The 21,062-nt window shown below is 42.7% G+C and carries 18 protein-coding genes; 9 read left to right on the forward strand and 9 right to left on the reverse strand.

Annotated features, from left to right (window positions below; genetic code table 11):
* Positions 1 to 210: 210 nt before the first annotated feature.
* Together EXT48_RS09625 and ilvY are read right to left on the reverse strand one after the other, a co-directional pair.
* Positions 211 to 906, reverse strand: coding sequence for a response regulator transcription factor (locus EXT48_RS09625; RefSeq protein WP_010373828.1), 696 nt, complete (start codon positions 904 to 906; stop codon positions 211 to 213).
* 63 nt (positions 907 to 969) lie between these two features.
* Entirely contained in the window at positions 970 to 1,863 is an 894-nt protein-coding gene (gene ilvY / locus EXT48_RS09630) for an HTH-type transcriptional activator IlvY (RefSeq protein WP_130164316.1), read from the reverse strand.
* A 105-nt stretch (positions 1,864 to 1,968) separates the two neighbouring features.
* Between ilvY and ilvC the strand changes: the two genes are divergently transcribed.
* The 4 genes from ilvC to EXT48_RS09650 all read left to right on the forward strand — a co-directional run bounded on the left by ilvC (position 1,969) and on the right by EXT48_RS09650 (position 7,954).
* Entirely contained in the window at positions 1,969 to 3,441 is a 1,473-nt protein-coding gene (gene ilvC, locus EXT48_RS09635) for a ketol-acid reductoisomerase (protein WP_039497351.1), read from the forward strand.
* 270 nt (positions 3,442 to 3,711) lie between these two features.
* Positions 3,712 to 5,613 carry a methyl-accepting chemotaxis protein gene (locus tag EXT48_RS09640; protein ID WP_130164317.1) on the forward strand — a complete coding sequence of 634 codons (1,902 nt, stop codon included), beginning with the start codon at positions 3,712 to 3,714 and terminating at the stop codon, positions 5,611 to 5,613.
* 197 nt (positions 5,614 to 5,810) lie between these two features.
* Positions 5,811 to 7,010, forward strand: a complete 1,200-nt coding sequence (locus EXT48_RS09645) for a tetratricopeptide repeat protein (protein WP_130164318.1) — start codon at positions 5,811 to 5,813, stop codon at positions 7,008 to 7,010.
* Positions 7,011 to 7,018: 8 nt separating this feature from the next.
* Complete coding sequence (locus EXT48_RS09650) at positions 7,019 to 7,954, forward strand: M20/M25/M40 family metallo-hydrolase (RefSeq protein WP_130164319.1); 936 nt, start codon at positions 7,019 to 7,021, stop codon at positions 7,952 to 7,954.
* On the opposite strand, the gene EXT48_RS09655 is transcribed toward EXT48_RS09650, so the two are convergent.
* Positions 7,882 to 8,214, reverse strand: coding sequence for a GIY-YIG nuclease family protein (locus EXT48_RS09655; protein ID WP_045987601.1), 333 nt, complete (start codon positions 8,212 to 8,214; stop codon positions 7,882 to 7,884). The genes EXT48_RS09650 and EXT48_RS09655 overlap by 73 nt on opposite strands.
* A gap of 181 nt (positions 8,215 to 8,395) precedes the next feature.
* Between EXT48_RS09655 and EXT48_RS09660 the strand changes: the two genes are divergently transcribed.
* A complete protein-coding gene (locus tag EXT48_RS09660) occupies positions 8,396 to 8,755 on the forward strand; it encodes an outer membrane protein assembly factor BamE (protein ID WP_130164320.1) in 360 nt (119 codons plus the stop codon).
* Between the two features lie 258 nt (positions 8,756 to 9,013).
* Here the strand turns inward: EXT48_RS09660 and EXT48_RS09665 are convergent, their stop codons facing one another.
* Both EXT48_RS09665 and EXT48_RS09670 read right to left on the reverse strand, forming a co-directional pair.
* Positions 9,014 to 9,349, reverse strand: a complete 336-nt coding sequence (locus tag EXT48_RS09665) for an RnfH family protein (protein WP_010379113.1) — start codon at positions 9,347 to 9,349, stop codon at positions 9,014 to 9,016.
* Positions 9,349 to 9,783 carry a type II toxin-antitoxin system RatA family toxin gene (locus tag EXT48_RS09670; RefSeq protein ID WP_010379115.1) on the reverse strand — a complete coding sequence of 145 codons (435 nt, stop codon included), beginning with the start codon at positions 9,781 to 9,783 and terminating at the stop codon, positions 9,349 to 9,351. Before EXT48_RS09670 ends, EXT48_RS09665 begins: the two co-directional genes overlap by 1 nt.
* A 141-nt stretch (positions 9,784 to 9,924) precedes the next feature.
* Between EXT48_RS09670 and smpB the strand changes: the two genes are divergently transcribed.
* Positions 9,925 to 10,407, forward strand: coding sequence for an SsrA-binding protein SmpB (gene smpB / locus EXT48_RS09675; RefSeq protein WP_010379116.1), 483 nt, complete (start codon positions 9,925 to 9,927; stop codon positions 10,405 to 10,407).
* 82 nt (positions 10,408 to 10,489) lie between these two features.
* Here smpB and fabB read toward each other — a convergent pair whose 3' ends face one another.
* Complete coding sequence (fabB, locus tag EXT48_RS09680; RefSeq protein WP_130164321.1) at positions 10,490 to 11,704, reverse strand: beta-ketoacyl-ACP synthase I; 1,215 nt, start codon at positions 11,702 to 11,704, stop codon at positions 10,490 to 10,492.
* A 176-nt stretch (positions 11,705 to 11,880) separates the two neighbouring features.
* On the opposite strand from fabB, the gene mnmC reads away from it, so the two are divergent.
* A complete protein-coding gene (gene mnmC / locus EXT48_RS09685; protein ID WP_130164322.1) occupies positions 11,881 to 13,866 on the forward strand; it encodes a bifunctional tRNA (5-methylaminomethyl-2-thiouridine)(34)-methyltransferase MnmD/FAD-dependent 5-carboxymethylaminomethyl-2-thiouridine(34) oxidoreductase MnmC in 1,986 nt (661 codons plus the stop codon).
* A gap of 55 nt (positions 13,867 to 13,921) precedes the next feature.
* Here mnmC and EXT48_RS09690 read toward each other — a convergent pair whose 3' ends face one another.
* From EXT48_RS09690 to EXT48_RS09700, 3 genes are all read right to left on the reverse strand, one after another.
* The gene (locus EXT48_RS09690; RefSeq protein WP_130164323.1) at positions 13,922 to 14,377 is read right to left on the reverse strand and encodes a GNAT family N-acetyltransferase; all 456 of its coding nucleotides are present in this window, start codon (positions 14,375 to 14,377) and stop codon (positions 13,922 to 13,924) included.
* A gap of 240 nt (positions 14,378 to 14,617) precedes the next feature.
* On the reverse strand, positions 14,618 to 16,009 hold the full coding sequence (locus EXT48_RS09695; RefSeq protein ID WP_130164324.1) for a pre-peptidase C-terminal domain-containing protein: 1,392 nt from the start codon (positions 16,007 to 16,009) through the stop codon (positions 14,618 to 14,620).
* A 654-nt stretch (positions 16,010 to 16,663) separates the two neighbouring features.
* Entirely contained in the window at positions 16,664 to 18,145 is a 1,482-nt protein-coding gene (locus EXT48_RS09700) for a DUF3612 domain-containing protein (RefSeq protein ID WP_130164325.1), read from the reverse strand.
* 145 nt (positions 18,146 to 18,290) lie between these two features.
* Between EXT48_RS09700 and EXT48_RS09705 the strand changes: the two genes are divergently transcribed.
* Positions 18,291 to 18,779 (forward strand): malate synthase, encoded by a 489-nt coding sequence (locus EXT48_RS09705; protein WP_130164326.1) that lies wholly within the window; start codon positions 18,291 to 18,293, stop codon positions 18,777 to 18,779.
* Between the two features lie 94 nt (positions 18,780 to 18,873).
* Entirely contained in the window at positions 18,874 to 21,060 is a 2,187-nt protein-coding gene (locus EXT48_RS09710; protein WP_130164327.1) for a cation:dicarboxylate symporter family transporter, read from the forward strand.
* Positions 21,061 to 21,062: the final 2 nt, after the last annotated feature.

Raw genomic sequence — 21,062 nt, forward strand, 5'->3', positions numbered from 1 at the left:
ATAACAATTTTTTTAAAAGTGCTACGTAACAGCTAACTATTCCAGCGCTATCACTTGTGAAAGAGAATACGGATACTCCATATAAAACAAAGGGATAACATCATAAAAATGACGTTATCCCTTTGTCTCAGAAACCTGTTTCAAAAATTTCTCCGAATTGAGCATTCGAAAAATCCGAAGTATCTTTGCGTTAAATCAAATTGTTACTTTTTAGTTCCAAACATCGGTAACAAATAAGTAACCCTGACGCCAAATCGTTTTGATCTTCTCTGGACGACTCGGATTATCGTGTAGCTTTTTACGCAAGCGAGAGATGCGAACGTCTATTGTCCGAGTATCTGGGCGATAATATTTGCCAAGGATCTGCTCGTATACAAAGTCACGTTTCACTACTTTGCCGCCATTGCTCGCAAGTAACCATAGCAACTCAAACTCATGGGTTGTGAGGTCAATGCGCTCCTGCCCATAACTCACGCGCCTGGTGTTTTTGTCGATATGCAGCTGGCCAAAGGTTAATTGCTCTGGCTCATCGTCAAACTGCGAGTTTGCAGCTTGCCTTCTTAACACTGCATCAAGTCGAGCTCGCCATAATCTAGGCTTTGCGTCTTTGGAAATAACTTCGTCAGCACCGAGCTCTAAAAACAGGCTGTGAACATCCTCGTCATCGCTGTCAAGACTGACGATCACGGGAGCTTTAAATCTTTGTCTAAATTGGCTGATTGAATCGCAGGTTGGTACGGATGCGATAGCTTGATCAAGCACGATACCGTTAATAGATTTCCCTGAAAAACCGTTCAATTGACCTAATTCCCTCAACAACTCAACAGTATAGCCTTGCTCTTCAAGCATTTTTTGTTGTGATGTCAATATATTGTTATTGCTTTGTGCAACCAAGATAGTGGACACGGACGCACCTCATTCATTCAACATGGATGAACACAGTGTAGTCACGCAACCTGAATGGATGCTTTACAGCGTAAATAATCCTTTTGCCGTATCCCAAAGTGCTTTAACAACTGGGTCATATAACCGTTTATTCTTAGTTACAAGTCCAATTTCAATTTCATCCGATCTAAGCTGTAAAAGCTGAACTTGATTCTTAAATGGACTTTGACTAATTACTATCTCGGGGACACACGCAATACCAAACCCTAAACTCGCGAGCGCAACCATAGCTTCATGACCCGAAACATGCGCATAAACTTTAGGAACAAAATTGTGTTTTTTGCAAAAGTTATCGGTTCGATCTTTTAACACGCCTTGCTCTGGCATAATAAAAGACAGCCTCTGCCACGGCACTTCACTATGACTATATTCATCAATAATAGACTTAAGCGGACAGTCCATCGTTGGGCCAATAAACACCAATCTCGAACGGCCGATTGGCAAGTACTCTATACCGTTCGGTAAATGTTTTGGCTTCACAGCTACCGCGACATCTTCCTTACCACTGGCCACTTCTGCTATTGAATGCGCGGGGTCGCCGGTAATAAGATTTAACTCTACTTGAGGGTACAGATGGCGAAACTTGGAAAAAAGGTCATAAATAAAACTGTAAGTCGCGGTCACGGAACAAAATAAACTCAGCTCACCAGTCAAAGGCTTATCATCGTCAACGCATTCACTCTTAAACTGCCGCCAGCTTGCTAATGTCGCTTGCGCGTAATGAACAAACGCTTTGCCTTGCTGAGTCAGCTCAACGGTGCGATTATCTCGTAGGAATAAAGGCGCGCCAACTTCCTCTTCTAACTGCTTGATTTGACGGCTTAATGTTGGAGGACTTACAAAACAGCGTTCACTTGCCCGAGAAAAATGCAGCGTATCTGCAAGTGCCAAAAAATATTTAAGTTGTTTGTGATTCATAGTATTTCACCTTTTGAAACACTATAGTTCAAATATATCATTTTACGCAATCAAAAGTTCGCCCTACTCTGACTTCAATCTATTTCTACAGAATCAGGAAATATCATGTCGAATTACTTTAATACTTTATCTTTACGTGAGCAATTAGCTCAGCTTTCTCAATGTGAATTCATGGATCCAAAAGAATTCGAACAAGGTGTCGACGTTCTGATTGGTAAAAAACTGGTCATCGTTGGTTGTGGCGCACAAGGTTTGAACCAAGGTCTAAACTTAAGAGACTCTGGCTTGAACGTCAGTTACGCACTACGCCCTTCAGCAATTGAAGAAAAACGTCAATCTTTTCTTAATGCATCTGAAAACGGCTTTATAGTTGGCACCTATGAAGAACTCATTCCTGAAGCTGATTTGGTTCTAAACTTAACGCCTGACAAACAACATACTTCTGTTGTAAACGCAGTCATGCCGTTAATGAAAAAAGGCGCAACACTTGCTTACTCTCACGGCTTCAACATCGTAGAAGAAGGTATGCAAGTGCGTGAAGATATCACCGTAATCATGGTTGCACCAAAATGTCCTGGCACAGAAGTGCGTGAAGAGTACAAACGCGGCTTTGGTGTACCTACGCTGATTGCAGTTCACCCTGAAAATGACCCTGAGGGTAAAGGTCTCGCGCAAGCTAAAGCATATGCGGCGGGAACCGGTGGTCATCGTGCTGGCGTATTGCAGTCATCATTTATTGCTGAGGTAAAATCAGATCTAATGGGTGAACAAACCATCCTATGCGGTATGTTGCAAACTGGTTCATTACTATGCTTTGACAAAATGGTAGAAGAAGGCATTGAACCTGGATATGCATCAAAGCTCGTACAATATGGCTGGGAGATCATCACTGAAGCGCTAAAACACGGTGGTATCACCAATATGATGGATAGACTGTCTAACCCCGCTAAGTTACGCGCATTTGAACTGAGTGAGCAACTAAAAGACATCATGCGCCCGCTCTACAACAAGCATATGGACGACATCATCAGTGGTGAGTTTTCAGAAGGTATGATGGCTGATTGGGCTGAAAACGACAATAAATTGCTTACATGGCGTGCAGAAACCGCACAAACCGCGTTTGAAAAGCAAGCGAATACTGATGCTGAGATTTCAGAGCAGACTTTCTTCGACCAAGGTATTTTGATGGTTGCTATGGTCAAAGCTGGTGTAGAGCTAGCGTTTGAAACCATGACAGCAGCAGGCATTATTGATGAATCAGCATACTACGAATCACTACACGAAACGCCGCTAATCGCGAACACCATTGCGCGCAAAAAGCTGTTCGAGATGAACCGTACTATTTCTGATACCGCAGAATATGGTTGCTACCTGTATAATCACGCATGTCTACCACTATTGAAGCCATTTATGGAATCAATCACAAAACGTGAGATTGGTGAAGGCTTGTTAGACAGTGACAATTATGCTGACAACCAAAAGCTCATCGCTGTAAACCGTGCGATCCGTAACCATCCGGTAGAGAAAATAGGTGAAATTCTTCGCGGTTACATGTCAGATATGAAAAAGATTGTTTAGTAAGTAGAAATAAATTTGCGTCAATAATATAGCAAACTAGTTCGCTTGTTAGTAACCAAGGCCACTTTCCACCCTGAGATTGTGGCCTTTTATCTCTGTTTCTCAACATAACCACCCATTTAACTCAAATACAGTTAACACTAAATACTGAGATTAACTTTATTTTATAAACCAAAATTATTTTTTTGTGACTTGGATTGTTACTTGTTCCGAGCTGGTTATTTACTATGCTAGAATAATCGGTTCCACGGGATTACACACACAAATCGAATGCAAAACACAGGTTTAACAATTACTCAAAGAATTACCCTTTTGGGTAGTCTCATTGCGATTGCTGTCGCTTGTTTAATCGGGTTTACCTCGCTTTACAGCGCCAAAACGCTCATCAATGAACGCATGATGCAATCTGAATTGCCAAGCAAGATAGAAAGTATCAATAAATCATTAAGCAAGCAGATAGACACGTTGAAAAATGCAGCCGAGCAGCTTTCAAGCAATTTATTAATCACCCAAAGTGCCAAGCAAAATACTTTGGACGAAAAACTTCTTGTCAACGAACTCAAGCGTATTGCGGCGCAGTATGACTTAGTTACGGCTTCTTGGGCTAACCGCGAAACCAATCAATATTGGAATCAAAACGGCTTTCTGCGAGTACTAAATAGAGAGCAGGATGGTTGGTTTTTCGGCTTTACCACTAGTGGCTCGCCATACTCTATTAGTATCTATCAAGAAGCGCCGGGCGATGTAAAAATGTTTGTAAACCATCAACAACTAAGCGGTGTTGGTTTAGCTGGACTTGCGAAAAGTATTGATGATATGCAGGCGATGCTTGCTAATATGAAAATCGAGCAAAGTGGCTTTGTTTTCGTCATTAATAGGCAAGGTACGGTGCAATTGCACCCAGATGCAGGCAAAGTCGCAAAGTCCTCAATTGAAGACTTTTACGGCCAGCACAGTCGCGATTTTACCTCCACACATGGATTTATCGTTAAAGAGTTGGAAGTGGGTGGCGAAACCAATTTAGTTGCAGCGAGCCCAATTCCAAACACAGATTTGCTTGTTATTGCCCAAGTGCCAACCAGTGAAATCAATAGTGGGATCACTTCTTTGCAGTGGCAAATCATTGGTTTTTCGCTGGTGATTGCGCTAGTGGCGAGCTTTTTTAGTATGCTACTGGCTAAAAACTTAAGCGCGCCACTTAAAAAGATGGCGGATTTATTTGAACAACTTGGCAGCGGCGACGCAAAACTCAATTATCGTTTACCAGACTCAGCACAACCTGAACTTCATGCTTTGGCTGGCGGCTTCAACCAGTTTATGGCTAAGATCGAAGAAGCTATCCACATGGTTGCGGAAGAGAGCCGTTCAATTCGCGTGACGAGCGAAGCCGTGTTTAAACAGAGCCAGCAAAACTCTCAGTCTCTGGATGAACAAAAGTCTCAAACTATGTCTGTTGCCGCGGCAATCAATGAAATGGGTGCGACAGTACAAGAGATAGCAAGCAGCGCGACCAACACGGCAAAATTAACAGAAGAAAGTAAAGCGTCAACTAAGCGCAGCCGTCAAGGTGTGCAAGAAAGCCAAGAAACACTTCACTTACTTGCTGGTGACATCGAAAATATGGCAGGTCAAGTCGCTACATTGGCCGAAAAAACACAGTCCATTGCCAACATCGTTGATGTGATCAGAGGCATATCTGAGCAAACCAACTTGCTTGCACTCAATGCCGCGATTGAGTCTGCGCGTGCGGGTGAGCATGGCCGTGGGTTTGCCGTCGTTGCAGATGAGGTGAGAGCGCTTGCGAGCCGTACATCACAATCTACCGACGAAATCCAAGCAACGATATCTGAATTAACTCAGGTGTCTGGCGCTGTCGTAAACCAAATCCAACAATCCAGTGAACAAGCAGAGCAAAGTGTTCAAACGATGCAATCGTCAGTGGAGTTAATGTTGGAAATATCGGAAACCGCAAATCAAATAAATGACATGACCGCGCTTATCGCAACAGCGACAGAAGAGCAAAGTAATGTCGTCGCGGACGTCGGCCGCAACATCGAGCAAATTAGCGAAATAAGCGATGCCGTGATGAACGAGCAACTTGACACGGAACAAGCAATTCAACGTCTTGCTGCATCAGCAAAAGCGCTAGATGATCTCGTCGCGAGCTTTTAACCTTTGTTCAACTCTAAAGTAAGCCTGCACGTTTCGTCTTGTAGGCTTACCCTTTCACATTGTCTCTTTGTTACATGGTGTAACAATCACACCGCGCAAATTTTGCAATTATAGTCTAAATTCAATAATAGTAAGGGCCAAAGGTAAGCAATGAAGCCATAACTAAAAGTCAGCCGAATGCCCAATCTGGAGGTTGTATGAAGATAGTAATTCAGTTCTCTATTATTGTGCTTAGTGTTTTACTTAGTGCCTGTAATAGCACTCCCAAAGCGACGATAGACACGTCAATTCTCAATTCAAAGCATCAATTTAATATCCAGCCTGTAGAGTCATACTCAGAGGTATTTCAGCTAAACAATCAAATTAAAGCAAAACTCGCGCAATATTTTCATAACGACGAAATTGGCGTTAAACGCGCAAAAATGTTGATGGCGTTTTTGGTCAATAGTGGCGACGATTCAATGTCATATTTATCTGGTGCTAATCTCACTGCCAACCAAGCTTTTAGTAATATGAATGCCAATTGTCTTTCGCTTTCAATTTTAACCCATGCTATCGCGAGACAAGTGGGTTTGAGAACACAATTTCAACGTGTACACATACCCGAATATTGGGATGAGAGCCAAGGCTACAGCTTGCTTACAGGGCACGTAAACATAAAAATATTTGAAGTGGATAATACCCAAGATTCTGTAAAAACACTCTATGTCAAACCCGCTTCCGTTACCGTAGACTTTGACCCTAATAGCAGAGCACAACATTTTAGTACATCGGCAATAGATACAAACACTATCTTATCCATGTTTTATAACAACAAAGGCGCCATGGAAATGATTAATGGCGACCTTGACATGGCCTACAGTTACTACAAAGCAGCGGTAGAGAGCGATCCCTATCACGATGGCGCATGGGGTAATCTTGGGATCCTATATCGCCTAACTCAACAGTACGACCTTGCTGAGCGCGCATATAACCAAGCACTTGCCATTAATCATGACAATCGAAACGCACTAGGCAATCTTGCAAAACTTTACCACCTCACAGAGCGTGACCACGAAGCAAAAATGATCGAAGCCAATATTCACAACTTAAGAAAGAGCAATCCCTATTATATGCTAGTGTTGGGTAATGAAGCGTTTAAGCATGGAAATTTAAGTCGCGCTAAGCATTTTTATCAAAAAGCTTATCAACTCGACCATAGTATTCACGGCAGTTTCTTTGGATTAGCAAAAGTTGCATTTGAAGAAGGGAATAGAGAAAAAGCAGAGTACTACCTCAATAAAGCATACAAAGCATCTGTCTTCGAGCACGACAAAACACGCTACGAAGGCAAATTAGCCTTGTTGAGAGGTGTTGCAAGCAACCAGTTACATTCCACAGACGACGATGAGAGATAACAATAACAATGAAGAAGCTCCCGTTCAAACTACTTGGCATGATGCTAACCGCGATATGTACCACGAGTGCAGTGGCGCAAACGCAACATCCAAGTATTGTTCATGTTGATAATATATTGGTGCAGGATCTTCAAACACTTACGAGCATTAGTCACCAAGGCCGTAAAAGTGGAGCCCAATCGCCTAACATCAGTGCACAATATATTTTTGCTGCTTTTGAGCAATTAGGTGGAAATCCGAGCTATCAGCACTTTACCTTTAGAGCCGGTATTTTTAGTAAAGACGCAGGTCACAACATCACAGCGACTTTGCCTTGCACCCAACCTCGTTGTGACAAGGCCATTGTTATCAGTGCGCATTACGACCATTTAGGAACCACTGGACAGAGACATTATCCAGGCGCCAATGATAATGCATCTGGCGTAGCTGCGATGTTACACATGGCTAGGCAACTCAGTAAAACAAATCGCGCTCGCGATATATTGTTTGTCGCCACCGATGCTGAAGAGCGCGGCTTACATGGTGCAAAATATTATGCCAAACACCTTACTCAGGAAGTTGAACTCAATATCAACCTCGATATGTTAGGGATAAATAACAACAACCATTTATTTGCGTTGTTTTCACCGGGTTTTAAGGAATATAAAACTGAGCTCCAGAACAAGGCACAATCTCAAATCAAATTGACTATAGTATCGTCACAACGACAAATTGAGCGTTATACAAATAATCCAAGAATTGATTGGCACAAAGCAAGCGATCACTACGCCTTTTATCGCCAAGGGATCCCCTATATTTATTTCGGTATGGGTGAAGATAAACATCATCACACTACAAGAGATACATTAGATAATATGGATTTAAATAAGTATCAGGCAGGGGTAAATCTCATCAATGACTTTATTTTGTCATTAACTCGCTCACCACTTGACTCTACTAGCTGAATTTTTTGTGCTTTTGTAAGCTGCTTAACATGCCACTCAAGTTTTGCAGCTTGGGATTTAGTACCGACTCGATATTGGTATTTTAACGTTAAGGGCCCTTTACCTTTTAAATTTTTTGCCCCTTTCCCAGCCTGATGCTGCTCTATGCGCCGTTCTACATTGGTTGTTATTCCTGTGTACCAATGACCAAAGCGCGTTTCTAGGATATATAAGCTCCAAGTAGCTTGGTGTTCCGTTTTATTGGGCTCGCTAAGTAACATCTTTCCTAGCACTTCGTGGTTCTCCTCAAGATCTTATCTACAATTTGTGTTGCACATGATGACTATTGCAACTTATGTACGAACTTTTTACACTTAGTGCAGTCCAATTCCGCTAAGAGACTTTACCTTCTCTGTGCAATCGGTATCATGCAAACAACTGATAATAAGGATACACAATTTCATGCTGTCTAATAAAACCCTTTCTGTTTGGCTCAGTGCTGTAGTTATGACGGTGTTTATGTCTGGCTGTTCAAGCTGGATTTATCGCATCAACGTGCCACAAGGTAATTTCTTAGAGCAGTCAGATGTAGATAAGCTTCGCGTCCAAATGACCAGAGAGCAAGTGCTATATGTACTAGGTACACCACTTGCAAAAGACACTTTTAATAACAATGTCTGGCATTACCAATACGTATTTAATATTGACAGAGACTCTGAGGTCCGAAAGTCATTTAGCGTTTATTTCGAGAATGACAAACTAGTCCACGTAAGCGGCGACTTCGAAGAGCCAGAAGAATTTAACACACCTTTAGACTCATAGAGTCAAAGGGCACACATTATTTCGTAGTCAAAGGGGAAAGGTATTTCCCCTTTTTTAATTAGCCTGAGGTTTGGATAAGGAATGAGCTAACTCATTGTTTTTAATACCACATTAAATTATACCCTTATCTAGCCAGAGAGTTTTAGGGATAACAAGGCGAATTTACGCACCAATAGTTGGCTATTGGAAGTGAATTCAACGCAGTTAGCGCTAAAACTGGCTGCTAGAAAGGCATTAACTATCCGAAGTTCAGGTTAATTATTCCTTATCTCCTAAAGAGACAGGTCGTCCACCGGTAACTTTGCTTGCACGACCTTCTTCTTTTGCTTTTTCCGCACGGCGCCTGCGCGCTTCTTTCGGGTCAGCAATTAACGGACGATAGATTTCGATTCTGTCACCATCACTGACGACTTGCTGTAATTTTACCGTGCGGTTCCAGATCCCGAGCGTCAAATCATTCGCATCTATCTCTGGGCATTTTTCTAAAATACCTGACTGTAATACCGCTTGCTCAGCAGACGTCCCCTCAGGCACATCAACCGACAATGACGTCGCGCTGTCCGGCAATGCAAATACCACTTCAACCTTTATCATTATCTCGCTCCGTAAACAACTTTGGCTCGCTGGGTAAACGCAGACACCATATTCTTGGCCACTTCATTGAATAGCTTGCCAAACGCCATCTCAATTAATTTGCTCGCGAACTCAAACTCTAATTTTAAACTCACCTTACAAGCCTGTTCATCAAGCGCGGTAAATTCCCAATAACCATTTAAAGACTTAAATGGTCCATCTACTAGGCACATTTTTACTCGATTGCCGTCAAATTCATTTTTTGTGGTAAACCACTTTTTTAGGCCGGCTTTCGAAATTTCTAGACTCGCGGTCATCCCTTCATCATCACTGCTGATAACTTTTGCATCTGAGCAATGCGGTAGAAATGCAGGATAGGCGTCAACATCATTGACTAATTCAAACATTTCTTTGGTGCTATACATCACCAAAGCACTTTTTTCTATCTGTGGCATAGACACTCCAAATCTTAATACGAGGATTTTACCAAGGTTTTGCAGATTTATCTTGTTTGCAGCCACTGACTAAGTAAAAATACGACACATTAATGAAAAAGCGCTGTCTTAAAACAGGATTTATAGGTAGACTAAGCCATTATGGCAAAGAAAAATTCAAGTAAATCAAATAGCAATACCATAGCGCTAAATAAAAAAGCGCGTCATGAGTATTCACTACATGAAAAGTTCGAAGCAGGTATCGAATTACAAGGCTGGGAAGTAAAAAGTATCCGCGCCGGTAAAGTCAATATCTCAGATACTTACATCCATATCAAAAACGGCGAAGCCTATTTGTTGGCTAGTCAAATTCAGCCGTTAAATAGTGCTTCTACACATGTGATATGTGATCCGCTTCGTTATCGTAAACTGCTACTAAATAAACGTGAAATCTCACGTCTTATCGGTGCAACCGAGCGTGATGGTTATTCTCTGATTGCCACAGCAATGTACTGGAAAAAGTGCTGGGTAAAACTCGAGTTCTATCTTGCAAAAGGTAAAAAGCAACACGATAAACGTGCTGATATTAAAGACCGTGACTGGTCACGTGATAAAGAACGTTTGATGAAACACAATGTACGTTAATTTATTTTAATATACGAACAAAACGAAAAAAGCAGGCTTAGCCTGCTTTTTTGTGTTTGATATAAGATTAAGCGTAAAGCGCTTAACCTTTGTACTTTTGCATCACAAGTGTTGCGTTAGTACCACCAAAGCCAAAGCTGTTTGACATTACAGTATTAAGCGGTCCATCACGGCGCTCAGTTACAATGTCTAAACCTTGTGCTTGCTCATCTAGTTCATCAATGTTGATCGATGGTGCAATAAAGTCATTATCTAGCATCAGCAAAGAGTAAATCGCTTCATGCACGCCAGCCGCACCGAGTGCGTGGCCTGTCATTGCTTTAGTTGCACTAATAGCTGGGGAATTATCGCCAAACAACTCTTGAATAGCGCCTAACTCTTTCACGTCACCAACTGGTGTTGAAGTACCGTGCGTGTTTAGGTAGTCAATCGGTGCGTCAAGACCTTGCATCGCTTGTTTCATACAACGTACCGCGCCTTCACCTGATGGTGCTACCATGTCGTAACCATCTGATGTCGCACCATAGCCAACGATTTCAGCATAAATGTGCGCGCCGCGAGCAAGTGCGTGTTCTAGCTCTTCAACTACCACAATACCGCCACCGCCAGAGATGACGAAACCATCACGATTTGCATCGTACGTACGTGATGCGCGCTCAGGCGTTTCATTGTACTTGGTTGACAACGCACCCATGGCATCGAATTCCATCGCGAGCGTCCAGTGTAGCTCTTCACCACCACCTGCAAAAATAACATCTTGTTTGCCTAGTTGAATTTGTTCAACTGCATTGCCAATACAGTGTGCAGATGTTGCACATGCAGAGCTGATTGAGTAGTTCACACCTTTAATTTTAAATGGTGTTGCCAAACACGCAGAAGTCGTGCTTGCCATGGTGCGTGGAACCATATAAGGCCCTACACGTTTAACGCCTTTTTCGCGCAGAATATCAGCTGCTTCAACTTGGTATTTAGACGAACCACCACCAGAACCTACGATAAGGCCTGTACGTTCGTTTGATACTTGCTCTTCTGATAGCCCTGAATCTTCAATTGCTTGCGCCATCGAGATATAAGAAAACGCTGCCGCGTCCCCCATAAAGCGATGTGCCTTACGGTCAACGAGAGATTTTACGTCGATATCTATTTTACCAGACACTTGGCTACGTAGGTTGTAGTCTGCAAATTCTTGGTTAAAAGCAATACCGCTCTTACCTGTTTTTAATGACTCTAAAACTTCTTGCTTGTTGTTGCCGATGCTCGAAACAACACCGATCCCCGTAATAACGGCTCTTCTCATGGGTTTATTCCCTTCGATATTACAAATTATGCGTAGTATACGCTGAATTTTAGCGCCAAGTGGTCAGCTTTCCAGCGTACACATGTACTCTGAACCTAAATAACTAAAAATGCAACCAGACTATTGAGTCGAAAGACAGTAAAATAGTTCCCAAATAGTCGAACATAGAGTCTTTCATGATAAAAAACGCTCAAATACACTTCAACGATGCTGGTACCCCTGTTGCCGATAGTTTTGACGATGTCTATTTTTCCAACGATGATGGGTTAGCTGAGTCACATTACGTCTTTTATACTCAGAACCATATCGACGAGCGGTTACAAAATCATGGCAAAGACCGATTTGTCATCGCAGAAACTGGTTTTGGTACTGGATTAAACTTTCTCAACGCTTGGTATCACTTCAACCAGCGTAGCAAAGACGCATGTGTTAACCAACTCCACTTTGTCTCATTTGAGAAATATCCAATCCATATTGATGACTTAGTTAAAGCGCTACAAGCTTGGCCTACGCTTGCCCCACTCGCCGAAAAACTTTGCCAACAATACCCGATGGCCCTTGAAGGGTGCCATCGCCTAGAGTTTGATGATGGTCAAGTGACCTTAGATTTATGGTTTGGTGATATTCACGATAACTTACCACAACTAAGTTTTGAACAAACCGGATTTGTCGATGCTTGGTTTTTAGATGGCTTTGCTCCGAGTAAAAACCCAGATATGTGGCAACAAAGCTTATTTGATGCCATGGCCAATATGAGCCGAGATAGCGCTACTTTAGCAACATTTACCGCAGCGGGTTTTGTCCGCAGGGGACTACAAGACGCCGGCTTTGCGTGCAAAAAAGTCAAAGGGTATGGTCGCAAACGCGAAATGGTGGTCGGAACGCTGAGCCGTGCCAATAAAAACTCCAATACTCCAGCGTATTACAGCACCACACCGCGTAAGCTAGAGAGTATCGCAATTATTGGCGGCGGTATTGCCTCAAGTTGTTTGTTGTATCACCTTAGTAAACGTGATCTTGGCGCAACACTTTTTTGTCAAGACGACGCGTTAGCCAAAGGTGCTTCTCACAATCGTCAAGGCGCGCTATATCCAAATCTGCAAGCAGATCACACCCCCTCGAGCGAGCTATACGCCCACAGCTTTTTATATGCAAAGCGCCTTTATCAGCATATTGCAAATACAGGCTACCACTTCGCACACGATTGGTGTGGCGTACTCTTGCAGTCCGTTAGTGAAGCCAAACAAGCGCAGCATCAAAACTTAGCTGAAAAGGCAACTTGGCCGCATGACTTAATTCATGCCGTTGATGCCAAGCAGGCTTCAGTCATAGCAAATACCACACTGCCCTACGGTGGACTTTATATTCCAGAGGCAGGCTGGCTAAACCCGGCAGAGGTAACGCAAGCGGTGTTTGATGCAGCTCACGCATTCAAAGCGGTTTCGACTCATTTTAATACTGATATACAAAAGCTTGAAAAAACTGAGTGCGGCTGGCTGTTACACAGTGAAGATAATACGTTTGGGCCGTTTTCAGATGTTTTTGTCTGTGGCGGTGAGCACTCTGACCGATTCGAGCAAACCAAACATATTCCTATACACGGCGTTCGCGGTCAGGTCTCTCATGTTGATGCTGGAGAAGAATCACAAAAACTCAATACCGTACTTTGCCATAAAGGGTACTTTACTCCCGCAATGAATGGGCAGCATTGTATGGGTGCGACATTTGAAAAAAATAGCAAAAGCCGAGAGGTGAAAGCCGAAGATGATGCAGTTAACCGCGCCCAGCTTGAACGCTTTTATAAAGACACGGATTTAGCCGCGAGTCTTGGCGAGATCACCTCAGCAAAAGCCGCAGTACGTTGCTGTTTTAACGATCATTTGCCTATGCTTGGTCAAGTCCAGCATAACGATGAGTTTTGCTCGGCCTTTGCTAATTTAAGGAAGGGAAAACACTACGGTTTTGGGAAGCCAGCACTACCCTATCAAGGAATTCATATTGTTACCGGTTTTGGCGCAAGAGGACTGTGCAGTGCTCCACTTGCTACTGAGCACTTAGTTGCAACTCTACTTGGCGAAGCAAGGCCTTTAAGCGAGCGAGTACATCAGGCAATCCACCCAGCCAGATTACTCGTCAGGGATTTAATTAGAAGTAAAATCTAATAATGGCTAAGGCATAACATCACCTAGATATTATGCCTTCATCGAAATACACCCATTACACGGTAAAGACTTGTCTATTTACGACACCCCAATAGTCGTCTTGATATTGAGATTCGCTGTAGTCGATACCGTTTAACGTCAATGCGTTGCGCCAAAAATTGATCGCGTGCTCTGCGCCTTGAATTTGCTTGACTTGCCAATGCCCAGGATACATTTGCCATATTTTGGACATAAACGAAGAACCAAGTTTGCGTTTTCTCGCTGCAGGCACAATATAAAACTCACACACCTCAAAGGTATTTTGCGCTTTAAAAATATTGATAAAGCCAACCGGGTGGCCATTTTCATATGCCAAGTAGCCAAGGTGCTGTTCGTCTATTGGCGTATCTATCTGAAATAAACCGTTACTATCTGGTAATTTTTCCGTCAACACTGAAAACTCAGCTTCATATGCTTGCACCAAATTAAAATAGACTTGTGTTAACGAACCCACTACTTGACGAATTTCCAAAATACCGACCTTTACTCAGAATTAGTCGGCGTAACTTACAGCAATAGTGCACAAAGTTAAATAGACAAAATTACTATTTCATCTGAACTTGGAATTAGAAATGAACTAACTTAAATGCATAGATCAAAAATATCACCCGACTCTAGCACGGTGCTTTTACTCCGGATATAAAACCCAATACCGACAACGGTATTGGGTTTTGGCTAATATTAAGTCAGAAAAGTAATTGTATTTAGCCGCTTAATAAGGGTTATTGGGTAAATAAAAGTTACTCAAGTTTCCGTTAATGGAGGCCGCGAGTTCACCGCTACTATGTGTGTGGGTGTAGATGTTGTAACTCTGCCCCGGCAACACTTTAACTCGCAAAAAGTCTTGATATTGTACTGCTTGACCGCAAGCAAGTGCTGTTCTTTTAGTTTGTGCTGTTTCTTTGAGAATATAAACTTCAGCGCTGCCATCCACGATCCCTTCGCCTTCGCTATTGATGAAAATTGATGTTGCTTCACTCGCTGCAATATTAAAATAGTTACTACTGTGGCGAGCTAAAGATACGGCTGCACGTCCCATTCTGTCACGCTCAGCAAAGTGCGTGTCTGTTAGCGCATTGTCTAGCATGGGGATAGAAACAAACCGACTACTAAAATTCAGTGTTTCGTGACAAAAACCGGTTACTACTTCACTGGAGATAGCACCGAGCACACCATCCGGATCGTAAATACTGTCGGCCAGTAACGCCATTCCTGCTGATGTACCACCAACAACACCTCCCTTATCAAAAACGTGCTGCACCGCGCTTTGGACAGAAGTTCCTTGCCATTTATTTAGATAATCAGACTGATCGCCTCCAGCAAACCAGACAAACTCGGCACTGCGAATAGCCCAATCAACATAAGGGTCATTAGCCTTACTAACAGAATCAATAATTAACGTCTCAACTGAATCAGCGGCCATTAGACCAAGTAAGTAATCATTGTACGCGTCCGTGCCAGAAGTACGCAGTACCACCACATCAGCACCATTACCAATATGAGGAGCTACTCTTTGGCTAAAGGCATTATCAACATCGGTTCCCCCGCCCATTAAGAGCGTGGCACCGTTATCCGGTGTGAGCGTGTTGCAAGTGTCTGAGCTATTTCCAGCAAGATACGCCTTTAATGCCCCAGGTTTTGACGGACGAATACCGTAATTACACTCTCCAGTTGGCGGCGGAGGAGTTTCACCTTGGACAAAATTCACAATCAAATCATACCAACCAGAGCCACTATATCGCGTTAGCTTTACATAATAGGTACCTGCAGTCTCAGCATAAAAGCTCCCGGTTTCTGGTATTTGACTCGTTTCCCTACTGACAACTGCTGAGCCTGTTTCTTGATATAAGAACCAGTCAAAATCATCACCAGAGCTATGGTCTAGCGAGATATCTATCGAACCTGACGCCGCCACATCAAAAGTAAACCAGTCGATATCACCTCTGGATAACTCGCCGCTAATTGTCGTGTTATTACACACTCCACTATTGGCATTACCTTCGCTGTCGTTAGATTCAGTTTCAGTCGTTGAGCAAGCATAGCTATGGCTTGTAACAAGCATTAGAGCAGCTAGTGATACAAATAGAATGTTATTGTTTTTCATAGTATTTACCTGAATGATATATATTTCTATGTTCCGTACCGTTGCATTGCAAAGTTACGCTGACGCACACCGTATTTTGCACTAAGCGCCCACAGCAACTTATACACAGATGACGATGGCCAAAAGCGCAGAAGTGAGCCTTATACCAATTGAATTAATTCTCTAATCAGTTTGAAGGGTGAAATAGCATATTAGCTTCGTTAAAAATTTCTCATTTAGAACAACTAAATAGCAAAATTTTTGCCTTGCTACTAAAGCTATTTCCCCGCTTCAAGATAGATCATTTACTTAATACAACTGGTATTATTAATTTGGTTTTTTGAAAAACCTAAACGCAATTAGCGTTAGGGTTTACATTCGCATTGATACGGAACGTGATAAAACCCACCCAACAACTTGTCGGTGGGAATAGAATTGAAATTCAGGTGTGGCTATTCGTCGAACCACTCACTCAAGTGGTAATTAACGGAACATTCATGCAGATCACTAGGGCGTTGTTTGTTGTAGATGAACATTTACGTCTCCTAGATGACAGTTAAAAGAATGAGTATTAAGCAGATGTAAACAACCTGCATAAAAAATATGGCATGCAACGCGTACCTTTTCAACTTTTATTATCAAAAGCTCAACAAAACAATCATCGAGTGACGTCAATTACGGACTCTCGACATAACAACTCGGCTTTCTTGGACAGCTTTTTCCGCGGGTACAAATCACCCGAACAGAGCCCTCAAGCCCTCTTTCAATCCACTGGATATTTAAAATCTTGGCAACACGGAGTAATTGGGTTTTCATATGATAGGGCACCACGCTCGCGCCACCATGGCTAATACAAGCTTGTTGCAACTCTCCAATCAAGGCGTCAGCATCAATCCCTTGTGCATTAATAGCAGGATTGAGATCAAGACCCGCGCACAGCACCCTTGGACGATTCGCCACATCAACGATTTTTACTGACTCACAGCAATACAGACGCGGTTTACCATTGACGTTCAGGATCGAAAGCTGAGCACTGGCACTATTACTATCATCATGAAATTTACGAAATACGGCCCAGTGCTGACACGGATCGGCAACGCTACGCATATTACCCCAAGGTAAAGGAATACCATTGCCCCGATACACCGCCTTGAGTTTCCCTGCTTGATAAGCATCAAAATAATGCCAATGTGGATAAGGTGAAACCGATGTCATTCTGCGCATTGCGACGGAAGCAGAAATACCAAGTTGCTCATGGACGCGCACATCGTAACCTCGGCTTTCGAGTAACTGCCGAAATGGTGTACGGGGACACAATAAGGCCCCTGCGAAGAAGCTCGATTCAAAATCCTGCCACGCGCTCAAAATATCTTGAGCATTAGGAGTATCATGATCGGGGTTATCGCTACTTTTACGACTTTCTCCAGTAGTGAGTACACATTCTAACCCTTCACTATTGTGAAGCACTGCATGGCCAATATGAACGGCTAAATCGTATTTCATTCTCGCGGGATGTGCGTGCAACGCGCGATTTATAAACACCATGTTTGGCTCTTTGAAATAAGAAGTGATCATCCCCTCTCCGTCAGGCGAAGATTGCTCAAACCACTCCACTTTTCGACCTTTTGCTAGCAAAATTGCCATGAGGTCATCACAACTGAGATAGAGATTTTTACCTCCCACTTCATCGGCTGCTCGCTCTAAATCAGGAAAGTGGTTTTGATGGTGCTCTTGGTGGGCGCGGATCAAAAGGTGCGCAAACTGCCTACCACTGATCCCCGCTTGGGATAGCATTTCTGGGATCGCAATTTGTAATATCTCTTTGGCAAATAGAAAGTTGGGCTCTAAAGCCATCCCCACTATCCCACCGAAATTGCCTTTATCTGGCGCAATCTCCGGCGCTTCTGGTTGACTATCTAAAAACCACTCAACCGGCTTTTGAAATACAGTAGAGAAATTTTCGAGCATCGCTTCGCTTGGCGTACGCTGTCCTCTTTCAATCATTGATAGGTAGGAAACGGAAGGCGCGCTGGCTGGATCTTGCTTAACGCACCTAGCCGATAAGTCTTCTAAAGTCAGATGGTTACGCTTTCTTAGATTTCTTATTTTAGTACCCAAAAAGTGGGACTTTCTAATTAAGCTTGCAACTTTTGCCATGATTTCACACCCCATTTTTGTGAAATTCACACTGTGAAATTCTTTTTGTGAAATTATTTGAATATTTAACTTACACTCAAAATGTACACGAAACAACCAGAATATATTTCCCAATTTATGACAACATGAACAAGTGAGGTGGATCATGGCAGCGCAATTACAACCGCATACAGAGCAACCAATTGACGATACGAAAGCGCAACAGTCAATGCTGGCAAAACAGTATCTTGATGAACAATGTCCTTTAGAGTTTGGCTCACACATGGAGGTGACAGACTATGTGGTTTACTACAATCACCTGCTTGCGTTTTTTGCCAACGGCACCCATTGTGGTTTAAAAAATTGTAGCCAATTCGTCGCGCTATGTGGTCACCGTGAAGCGCCAGAGGCTATTTTGTTAAAACAGGACGATGGCTTACATATTGAAATTACTTTCAATCGCACCGGAATGCTCGGTCAATTTGATAGCGCCCATATCGAAGATATTATCGTAGAAACACCACTGGCATCTGTGGTTGGTAAAAAGACTAAAACCCAGCTACAAAAACTGTGGATGAGCTTTTATCATGGCGTGCAACAACCAGCAGGAAAAGCCTGTTATCGTGCCAAAAATGGGGATGATTATGAACTTTGAGTAAACACTCGATAATTTGTAATCAAATCGCTCAAACATTCAGTAAGTTTTAAGCTAAGCTAATTAAAATACCGCTCTTTTTTCGACTGAGCACATGACCAAATTGCTTAATTTTCTAAAAAACATTAACTGGATGCTTTGGGCGCTCATACTTGGCATTTTTGCGGGTTTAGTTTTCGGTGAACGGTTATCATTTTTAAAACCTATGGGTACAGGTTTTGTAAACCTGATGCAAATCACCATTCTCCCTTATATTGTCGTCAGTCTTATCGTGGGTTTAGGCAAGTTTAATCCCGAACAAGTTAAAAGCATTCTTGCAAAAGCAGCGCTAGTCATGATCTCCATTTGGGTGGTAGGTCTTGCTGTGATCTGGTGCTTTATTATGACATTACCAGCGCATGATGCCGGGACCTTTTTCTCCCCTGCACTGGTCGCCGCGGCTCCCGAAGTAGACTTCGTTAAACATTATATTCCCTCTAATCCATTTGCTTCTATGGCAGAAGGTAATGTACCGGCCTTAGTCATATTTTGTATTGCGCTAGGTATGGCGCTTATTTCTAATCAAAAGAAAAACCGTTTACTCGACGTGTTAGAAGTCGTTGGTCAAGGTTTGTCAGTTATTTCCAAGAAGATCATTGCCATCTTCCCTATTGGCATTTTTGCGATGACAGCAAGCACCGCTGGCACCATGAGCGCAGAAGAACTGTCTGAATTGCAAGTGTACTGGGTTGTCGTTTTATGTGTTGGCGTGTATTTGATGTTAGTACTACTCCCTATGCTTGTTGCCGCACTCACCCCTGTTAAATACCGCGACCTCATCATGGTTATGCGCAATGCTTGGATCACCGCATTTAGTACCGGAAACGTTTTCATTGTATTGCCGGTGATCACCGAGGGGATCAAAGATCATTTACGCAAAATTAAGCAAAGCGACGAAAGCTCTGATCACATCGCTGAGGTGTTAGTGCCTATCGCTTATACCTTCCCGAGTTTAGGAAAGCTTACGACCCTCATTTTTGTCTCTTTTGCAGCATGGCTTACCGGCAACCAAATCGGCATCGAACAAATTCCTAATGTGTCTTTATCAGCGATGCTAAGTTACTTTGCTAACGTGCATATCGCGATTCCCTATTTGCTCGATACCTTGCGTGTCCCGGCTGATACTTATCAGTTATATTTATCGATGTCGGTACTCACCGCGAAAGTGGTTTCACCGACCACTGTGGTATATATCTTCGCATTTGTGTTTTTATGTATTTTTATTAACCGTAGACAATTACACCTAAAACGCGTGCGCTCGATTTATTATTTAACGCTACTATCTGCACTACTCCCAGCATTCATGTTGTTGAGTTTTACGGCAAATAATTATCTCGGTAAGCAAACTAAATCGGCCGATGAGGCTATAGCTAATATGGTGATCTCAGATACCGTCCCTGCTCATGTGCTTAGCTATGTCCCTAAAGCATACCAAAGTGGTGAGTTGTCTTTGACAAATATCGATGTGATTAAAAAACGTAACTTGCTGCGTGTTGGATATCTTATCGATAATGTGCCGTTTAGTTACTTTAATCAAAAAGACCAATTAGTGGGTTTTGATGTCAGCCTCGCACATAGGCTCGCATCCGATCTTGGGGTTAAAATCGAGTTTATTCCTTTTAAAAAGCCACAACTGGCAGAGTATCTCAACAAAGGATATTTCGATATTGCAATGTCCGGCCTTGAAATTAATATTGCCGACTTACAAAGCTTGCGCTTTAGTGACAAGGTGTTGGAGCTGCAACTGGCGCTCTTGGCCAAAGATCATGATTTAAAGAAGTTTGCTGACAAGTCAGCCTTGCTTACGCTTGATGAACTGAATTTAGCTCACGTTGAATATGCTCCACTACTCAAACAATTGGCGCAGCAAAACCCTAAGGTAAAAGTGTCCAGTATTAACAATTTGCAAAGCTATTTTAAGCACCCAGAAAAATATGACGCCTTAGTGATCAGCGCAGAGGCGGGCTTTGCATGGAGCATGTTCTACCCTGAATTTGGTGTTGTGGTACCGGAAGGGGCGAGCTTGAAATACCCCGTTGGATTTGCTGTCGCCAAGCGCAATCAAGATCTACTGAGTTATGTAAATGCTTGGCTGACTATCCAGCATACCAATGGCCGTATTGAAAAAACTTATGATTACTGGATCTTAGGAAAAGGTAGTGTACAAAAGCAAACTCGCTGGTCGTTAATGGATGAACTGGAAATCGACCCAAACACACTCATTGATAAACTGAAGTTCTAATT

The organism is Pseudoalteromonas sp. CO348, from assembly GCF_004208845.1.
Taxonomy (GTDB): domain Bacteria; phylum Pseudomonadota; class Gammaproteobacteria; order Enterobacterales; family Alteromonadaceae; genus Pseudoalteromonas; species Pseudoalteromonas maricaloris.